Source organism: Microcoleus sp. LEGE 07076 (assembly GCF_015207455.1).
GTDB lineage: Bacteria > Cyanobacteriota > Cyanobacteriia > Cyanobacteriales > Microcoleaceae > Microcoleus.
This window is the reverse complement of sequence record NZ_JADEWV010000342.1, coordinates 1-4,262: the sequence shown is the minus strand read 5'-3', so window position 1 is coordinate 4,262 and position 4,262 is coordinate 1. Positions and strand designations below refer to the sequence as shown.

7 protein-coding genes and 1 pseudogene are annotated in these 4,262 nt (G+C 45.5%); 4 read left to right on the top strand and 4 right to left on the bottom strand.

Going from position 1 to position 4,262, the window contains the following annotated elements; translation table 11 throughout:
- From IQ270_RS28690 to IQ270_RS28675, 4 genes and pseudogenes are all read left to right on the top strand, one after another.
- Positions 1-638: pseudogene (locus IQ270_RS28690) on the top strand (class I SAM-dependent DNA methyltransferase); the annotation flags it as partial.
- A gap of 66 nt (positions 639-704) precedes the next feature.
- Entirely contained in the window at positions 705-950 is a 246-nt protein-coding gene (locus IQ270_RS28685; RefSeq protein WP_193976517.1) for a hypothetical protein, read from the top strand.
- Entirely contained in the window at positions 916-1,353 is a 438-nt protein-coding gene (locus IQ270_RS28680) for a PIN domain-containing protein (RefSeq protein ID WP_228056798.1), read from the top strand. Before IQ270_RS28685 ends, IQ270_RS28680 begins: the two co-directional genes overlap by 35 nt.
- Positions 1,354-1,458: 105 nt before the next feature.
- Positions 1,459-1,794, top strand: coding sequence for a XisI protein (locus tag IQ270_RS28675; RefSeq protein WP_193976515.1), 336 nt, complete (start codon positions 1,459-1,461; stop codon positions 1,792-1,794).
- Positions 1,795-1,812: 18 nt separating this feature from the next.
- Here IQ270_RS28675 and IQ270_RS28670 read toward each other — a convergent pair whose 3' ends face one another.
- The 4 genes from IQ270_RS28670 to IQ270_RS28655 form a co-directional block, all read right to left on the bottom strand.
- Positions 1,813-2,238, bottom strand: coding sequence for a type II toxin-antitoxin system VapC family toxin (locus IQ270_RS28670; RefSeq protein WP_193976514.1), 426 nt, complete (start codon positions 2,236-2,238; stop codon positions 1,813-1,815).
- A complete protein-coding gene (locus tag IQ270_RS28665) occupies positions 2,235-2,621 on the bottom strand; it encodes a DUF433 domain-containing protein (protein WP_228056797.1) in 387 nt (128 codons plus the stop codon). The genes IQ270_RS28670 and IQ270_RS28665 overlap by 4 nt, the downstream gene beginning before the upstream one ends.
- Positions 2,622-2,745: 124 nt before the next feature.
- Entirely contained in the window at positions 2,746-3,771 is a 1,026-nt protein-coding gene (locus IQ270_RS28660) for a nucleotidyl transferase AbiEii/AbiGii toxin family protein (RefSeq protein WP_193976513.1), read from the bottom strand.
- Between the two features lie 66 nt (positions 3,772-3,837).
- Positions 3,838-4,262, bottom strand: a 425-nt coding sequence (locus IQ270_RS28655; protein ID WP_368670148.1) for a precorrin-6Y C5,15-methyltransferase (decarboxylating) subunit CbiT, incomplete at its 5' end; no start/stop codon positions are given.

Genomic DNA, 4,262 nt, shown 5'->3' with positions numbered 1-4,262 from the left:
AACTGGGAGAACGCCTCGATCGCCACCGCAAACGAGTCCAAACCACTCACCCCGAAGTCACCATCACCGGGATGTACAACCTCCTCGAAAAACTCCGCAAAGCCCAACCCCTCGACGACAAAGACAAAGCCTTCAACCAAAAAGCCCTAGTCTCCACCCTCAAACAAATCCACGACGAACTCGATCGCGCCGTCTTTGCCGCCTATGATTGGGAACCAACCCTCACCGACGACCAAATCCTCGAAAACCTCGTCACCCTCAACGCCCAACGCGCCGAAGAAGAACGCAACGGACACATTCGCTGGCTGCGTCCCGACTACCAAGCCCCCGGCGAAACCTACATCCAACCATCCCTTGCAGGTATCACCACCGAAACCGAAATCGCGATCGCCCCCACGGAACAACAACCCTTTCCCAAAACCCTGAAAGAGCAACTTTCTGCCATCCGCGACTTATTTCGCACCCAAAGCGGCGAATGGACGGCCGCCCAAGTCACCGCCCATTTCAAAGGCGCAAATCGCAAACAAAAAGTCATTCTCGACTGTCTAGAAAGCCTCGAAGATTTGGGGATTTTGCTCAGTCATGCGGAAAATGGGATGACGTTTTGGCATTTGGCGGAAGTTGGAAAAGCTGGGTAAGCTTTGCTTGGCAATTGTTAGCAAAAAGATTAAAATAAATTATAGAGTTACGCCCAAAAATTTTCCATGCCTCCCGAAGAACTCCTCCTACAATACTGGCGCGAACTTGCCCCCGCCGATCGCGCAAAAGTCCTTCAGTTTACCCAAGCTCTAGCGCTCAAATCTTCACCTGAATTTACCCCCAAAACACAACTCGGTCAAACCCTGTGGAATCTTCGCCAACGGGCGATCGCCAACGGTATGAAACTCCTCAATGAAGTGGAGTTAGAGCAAGAAATTGCCGATCGTCGAGGTGGCTACGGTGTCTGGTAAACTAACTTATCTGGATTCAGGTGTTCTAATTAGTGCATTTCGGGGCGAACCTTCCATCAGCATTCGTGCCGCACAAATCTTAGACGATGACACCCGACAATTTGTCACCAGTGGGTTCGTTCAACTAGAAACTCTGCCCAAAGCACTTTATAACAAACAACTCGAAGAAGCAGAATTCTACGAAGCCTTCTTCAGTTCAGTAACGGTTTGGGCAACCGATTTAGAAAACATTTTGAAAAATGGCGATCGCATTGCTCGTACTTATGGATTAGCCGCAATGGATGCACTGCACATTGCGGCCGCACTCTCCGTCTATGCTGAAGAATTTATTACAACTGAAAAACTAACGAAGCCCATGCACCGAGTCACAGAGCTGGTAGTCATCTCGATTGCGATCGAGTAATCCCTTACAATGACGGGATTTGCTGTAAATTAGTTACTTTACGAGAGCCGATTAGCGATCAAAAAATTCCAGTTTTAGGGAAAATAAGCCGACGCGGATTGAACAATGGATCGACTAGATTATTATCGCCAGTGCATCGAAAAGTTACTGCTAGAATCGGGTGAAGATCCGCCGGTTAATGGTGAGATAGAAGTAGAATTTGTTTTTGACAAAGAACGCGATCGCTATCTGGTTATCGATTTAGGATGGAATGAACATGACCGTATTTATAACTGCTTCATTCACTTAGATATCAGAGATGGAAAAATTTGGATTCAGCGCAATCAAACCGATCGCAGTTTTGCTGATGAATTAGTACAAATGGGGATTGCCAAAGAAGAGATCGTGTTAGGAGTCCAGCCTCCCTATGCGCGAGAGTATACAGGGTTTGGAGTTGCATAGGAAATTGCCTCTCCATTGCTATGTCCAATCCTCCAAAACCAGTCCCGGCACTTGTGCAAAATCTTGTCGATTTCGCGTCACTAAAATTGAGTTGTTAACCAAAGCAATGGACGCAATCCGCAAATCTTGTGTCCCAATTCGTATTCCCTGACGGCGCAGCCCCAAATATTGCTCGTAAGCTGACTCGGTAAAATCCAGAACGAGAAAATCGTTGAGAAATTTAACAGCCGATCTCAAGCCCACATAAGCCCAAGTTAAGCGTTGATTCTGTCCGGGTTGCGAAGCTTGACGAATTGCATTAAACCAGCCCTGAATCAATTCCTCAACGTTGATGACAGTAATAGCAACATCGCTGGTATGGAGAGTTTCAAAACGTTGCAATATAAGTGGATTAGAGTGTTGCAGTAGTGTGATATGGTCGGTATCGAGAATATATTGAGTCATAGAGTCTCAGACTCAGGAAAATCGATATCGGCATTTCGATCGCGCCGATAGGTTTGAACATATTCCGTGACTTCATTCAGCAACGGATTACATCTCAAAAGAGGTGAAACATTCAACATCGGACGCGCCTCATACCAAGCAATCCGATCGTCTATTTCTGGCTGATTGTCCAGATAAAAGCTAATCGCATCAAAAACTTGAGCAGCCGTCACGAGTTGAAGTAACTTCTGTGGGATTTCTTCAGGCTTTATTCCCGATTTCCAAAACACCACAATATCCCGTACAGTAACTTGAGTGTCTGCAATAATCGGTTCCCCCTGCAAAACTTCAGGATTGCGGGTGACATAGCGAGAAATGCTTGTAGGAGACAGCGAACTAATCATAACGACCTCATAAGACAATGTAAACCTGTCTTCATCTTAGCGTAGTGGACAGAAGATGCCCGCGTTCATTATTGTTTCGTTCATTACGAACCTTTTTTATTATGGTAATCGCCCGGACATGATATTACGATAAAGATCCAGGAAACGGAGAAATAGTCTCGCAAAATGTCCTGATTGTCATTTTCCTACCTAAATCCTGAGCTAATAAATCGATACCGTCAATAACTCGCTCTGGTTCTGCAATACTTAAAATATCATAGCATTTTTCCCGATAATCGGGACGCTCTTGGAAATACTGAATCGCTCGATTTAGCGGTTTCATAACTTGATAAGCTGCTTCAGCTTTGTCGATCGCCTCTTGGGGAATCGGAGTCGCTAACCTTTGAATTGCCAAGTCGATTAAATCTCTAGAGTTTACCCGATCGCTCGGCCATCGATCGGCATTTGCTAACAGCTTTTCTGCGATACTATCGATTTGATTCAAGCAAGGAACAGGCGACCAATTAGGATAATTTGGTTCGCCAAACTGAATTCGCCCTTCACAAACCATCTCGAATTTAATGGTAGTGCCATCCACAATAACTGGAAATCTGATGCCGTATTGGTTTGATTGAATATCGTTGGGGAGAAAAATGCGATCGCGATTAGCAAATATCGCATCATAGCCTGCTGCTGCAACTTTTCGGCGCAGGAGACTGTAGCCACCATCCATCGGACACATAAAGTCAATATCCTGGCTTAACCGATATTCCTCATGTTCCATACTTATCAGGGTTCCGCCAAAATAAGCGCGACATTCCTGTAAAAAATTGACATTCAACTGGCTGAGTACAGTTAATATTTTTTGATGAATTTCGCGCTTAAACATTGGTTGCAAATTTACCCGTTTTTCTGTTTTTTGTGGCTGACCAATGCTTAATAGTTCCGCTACCAGCCAAGATTGATAGTGTTGGCTAATTTGTTGAATAAAAATTAGTTCCTCAGAGTTGGGTTCTCCCAATACTCCCCAATAATGCCAGCCTGATTCGTAGCGACATAGCATTTCCTTGAAACTCAGATTTTTTACATTAGCAATTTGCCAGCATATAGCCTGAAGAAATGGCAGTTCGGCGGGAATTTTAAATGCAGTTGCTAATTCTTTATCGTTCATCTCTCCGATCTCTTCCTCTGTGTTCTCTGCGCTCTCTGCGGTTAAATCATTCCTATTTAATCGGAATTACCCCTTAACAACCGCCCACTGCGTCACCGGTGCAAGCGGCTTCCAACCCAGAAAAGAACCGATCGCACCAACACGCTGAATCCCAATTCTAATCAACTCTCCGCCGTACAAAGAATGCCATTGCAGCACCGTAAGTTCGCTCTCAATCGTCACCGCATTAACCACCAATCGCCCGCCCTCACCCAAAGCATTCCAACAAGTTTCTAGCAAAGCTTCTGCGGTGACACCGCCACCGATGAAAATTGCATCCGGTTGAGGCAAATTTACCAAAGCAGCGGGCGCTTCTCCGTCAACAATTTTGAGTTCAGGAACACCTAAATTAGAGGCATTTTCAGCAATATATTCCAGTCTAGTTGGATGGCGCTCGATCGCGATCGCCCGACAACTCCGATGACTCCGCATCCACTCAATCGCGATCGAAC